Annotated in this window: 1 protein-coding gene; it reads right to left on the reverse strand. The window is 40.0% G+C overall.

What is annotated here, in order from left to right:
- Positions 1-335 precede the first annotated feature (335 nt).
- Positions 336-3758, reverse strand: coding sequence for a hypothetical protein (locus tag RM811_RS11120; protein WP_402524062.1), 3423 nt, complete (start codon positions 3756-3758; stop codon positions 336-338).
- Positions 3759-4112 lie beyond the last annotated feature (354 nt).

Below are 4112 nucleotides of genomic sequence, written 5' to 3' on the forward strand. Positions count from 1 at the left end.
AAAAGCTGGGGTCAAGTCTTTCATTGTGCATAACTTATATTGTTCATTGATTTGTGATGAAGACTGATAATGAGTCTTTCATTATTGTTAGGCATTATTTACTTCTAATGTTAGGAAGTGTTTTTTTTAATTTAAATGACAGTAGATATGCACAATGAAAGACTTGATCCCGGTTTTTGACCCCGGTTTTTCGGTTTTTGACCCCGGTTTCGCCGGTTTCGGTTCTGATAAAAGGAACGCCCTGAACGGGTGAAAACTTGATCCGGTGCATCGTCAGGATGACTGCGTTGTCGGTTTGCGCTTCGTTCATACTTCTATCTGGCTTTACAAACAAATTAACGATTGCTCAGGCCAAGCATATGCCTGACGTGGAACAACCCTTCAAACACACAGGTCAATTCAGTGGCTCCAACAATATTGCCATGGCGAATTTGAGTGTTCAATAGTGTTTCATACCAACTATTAATGTCTTTAGCCGCCTCAAAGTCGGTTATTCTATTGAGTGTCAAGCATAAACAGTGGTACTCGTTTTCATTTGAGCAGAAGTATTTAAGCCATGGAGTGATCATGCTTGTAGCTGATATTATCTCATTTTTTTCTGCATCGGGAACCTGTGGGTATCGTATATCGCCACCTCCTGCACTTGTTAATAACCTGGATAATACCTGGTCAATCCAGCTAATACCTTTTTGAACATCCGAGTTAAATGGTTTATTTAGCACCTGACTGTATAAGGCCTGATAGTGTAGGGCATCAAGATATTGTAGTTCTGGCTGTACTGCTGGTTTGGCGACTACTGGTGGTGGTGATGCAATGGTAATGGTGATGGGTATTAGATTAACCTGTATCAGGGGCTCTACCATTGCCGTCGAATTCGGCATTGGCAAAGAAGCAATGACTGGCATTTGTACCATAGGCTGAGGTACTGAATACAAGGTGAATAGTTGCGGTTGGCTGGGCTGGAGTCCAAGAGCTTGTATTGGGAATGGTCTGCTGCTGATGTCTGAGGTTAATTCAGGTGCGAGAACCTGATGGTGTGTTGCCGCAGAGGCAACGTGTTGTTGAGAGGGCGGACTGGTCAGGTTTGTTGCTTGTGGTACCTGGATGGCAAGCGTGTTGATAAAGCTTTCAGGATCACTGTCGGGATGTGGTTGTGAGCGCTGATCGGTTGATATTGTTTTTTTTTCATTTGTTTTTTTAAATCTAACTTCCGTGTTTAATACTGGCTCCTTATCTTGTTCCAGGGCACTTGGTACATGTTGTTCTGTTTTTTGAGGATGGGAACCCAGCCACTGTTTAGTGATTTTCAACAGAGTTTTACTTTTTCTTTTTTCCCAGAGTAGTCTTTCTTCGGTTTCATCACAGATAGCTATTGCCCAGAAGGCAAGAGCATCAAGCTGATCCTGAAATTTCAGAAAAAAATCTGGACGGTGGTTTGTCTGTTCAAATATATTGATTAGAGCTGCTTTGAGATTATATCTAGTGTTTGGGCAGGAAGGTGTTGCACATAGCTCCTTTAACTTCAACAAGTCCTTAAGATCTTCTTTTTCGATCAGCTCTTTAGTCATAACAGATCGTATTGATACACCCCAAACATACCACAATACCCTTTTCCAACCATTATCTACCGTTTCCGTGAATAAAAATCGATATTTTTCGAATAAAATGCACCGTTCTTTATATTGTGCCATCTTCACAATTACATGATTATATACAAAAGGTTTTTTTCGGAGAAGGCTGAACATATGTTCGCTGACAGGTGTCGTAAAAGCTCGACAAATAATAGGGCGGATGATTGACACAGATTTCTTAATCCTGTCTATTGACGGCAGCTTTGAAATTTCATTTCTTTTATCATAAAGTGGTCGTAATAGCATTGCTGACCGATCAAAGTTCTCTTCACTTTCGGTATCTATGGCGGCATAAGCTTTTTCCAGAATAGCTAATACTTCAAGATCAGTTATTGTGGATCTGTGCACTCCTGATTCCGGTTTTCTATACTGTTGCCACAGGGGAAAACAGGAACCGTCAAGGTATTTGTCCCGTATGATGGAATTGATGTTATTAACTTCACTTTCAAACAGCGGCTTGCCTGGATTGAGATGAAAATAAAGAATGATTCGTGGAAGCAGAGACGACAAAATAGTGTAGAAACAGGTTCGCAGTGGATGATATTCCTGGATGGTTGTTGCATATTCTTTTTTGAAAATAAGCATTGTATTTAAAATAGACAGATTGTGGTTGGGATTCCTGACTAAAGGCGATAAGTTCATAATATCGCCGAAGTTAGATTTTAATAAGTCACCTAAATATCTGAAGTGGTTGTAAGTACCATGGCGAATTATTAGCTCTTCTGCTTTAGTGTGGTTTTTATCCCAGAACGCTTGCTCTATTGGTTCTTTTGAAGAAAGGGTGGTTTCAGCATTTCTCATGTCATTTTTTATTATGGCTATTTTGTTTTTATATGATTTAGCTGTCTCTTTAGTTATAAGTCCAAATGAAACGGAAGGTGATTTTTCTGCAATAAGACCATTTAGTCTTGACATTACCTGAGTTGCGCAACGTTTGTCTGGAAAAGAAATAATGGTTTTTAAATAATTAACTTCTAAATAAATAAAGTCTAATAATATTTTTTTCATTCTTAAGTTTATTCGTGACCCTGTTCTTAGCATCATTGGGTGAAGATAGGCATGTGTTAAAACGGTGCTATTGAATAGATAAACGTGTTGATTGCCATGCTTATCATTAGCTGTTTTTTCTAAATACGTTAGAGCAGGGAGCAGGGCTTCCTGATAGTATGGCATCGACATACTTTTAAAATACTCATGGTTGGCTTGGGTATTTGTCCGATTTCGGCTACGGAGCAGGTCTAATGTTCTGGCAACGGTTATGCACCATTGTAACGGATCACTGGCTTCTGGTTTGGTTTTTGAAAGTTCTTCCAGTGTTTTGACAACTCTGGAAGTATAACCGGGGCCGGGGTCTACTGAACGAGTTGGTCTTGGAGTATGAGCATTAATGATTTCAGTTTTCGATCCTTTGTTATGAATGGCATGGGGAAGATTACGCTCGAATGGTGGGGGCTTAGAGCTGGATGATTGAATATTTTCGGCATGCCCGGTAGCAGCAGTTTTCATCACTTGTGACGTTTTATCAGGCGTGCATGGTTGGGTTGGGTTTGCTAATAGAGAATGAACTGGGTTAAAAATTTTTTTGACAGGCTTGTCAGTGTATTTGTTATCTTGTTGCCAGCTGGTTTCTTTTTTCTGTTCTATTTCATGCTTTTGTTTATTACTGACTTTTAATTCAGTTTTTGAAAGTTCTTCCAGTGTTTTGTCCACTCTGGAAGTATAACCGGGGCCGGGGTCTACTGAACGAGTTGGTCTTGGAGTATGAGCATTAATGATTTCAGTTTTCGGTTCTTTATTAGTGGTATTAGACAAATGATGTTTGAACGGTGGCTCAGGGTTGGCTGATGGAATATGAATCCCTGCGCGCTCTTTGGCAGGCTTGAGCGTCCGCTTGACTATAGCAGCATAGCTCATCGCGTGTGGGGTGTGATCAGGCATGTAGAGTGGCGTCTGACTTTCTGAAATAGAATGCACTTTTTTTGATATTGTTAACAGGCTTTCTATCGTATTTGGTCTCTTGTTGACCGCTAATTTTTTTTCATGATTTTGTTTGTCGCTGACAGGCTCCTGCTCCGTATTTGTCACCAGTGTTGATGCTGGCTTCAGGTTAATATTCGAACCATTCATTTTTTAGTTAACTCCAGTTAAGTTATATGCTTAGTCATGTCATATCATGATATAAAGAATGGTTGCAAGTGCTCAAAAAGTACTGGAAAACTGTAGTGCAATGTCGCTATACCTCAGTTATAGCAAGAACGATGCACTATTGCTTTGAGCTTTTACCAGTGGTTTTTGAGCACTTACAAAGCAACACACGCGGGGTCACACGCGGGGTCAGGCACGCGGGGTCAGGTCTTTCATTATGCATATCTACTGTCGTTTAAATTTAAACAAAAAAAACACTTCCTGACATTTGAAGTAAATGATACCTAACAATAAAGAAAGACTCATTATCAGTCTTCATACTTAAGGTAGACATTA

This window comes from Endozoicomonas sp., assembly GCF_031844845.1.
Taxonomy (GTDB): domain Bacteria; phylum Pseudomonadota; class Gammaproteobacteria; order Pseudomonadales; family Endozoicomonadaceae; genus Endozoicomonas.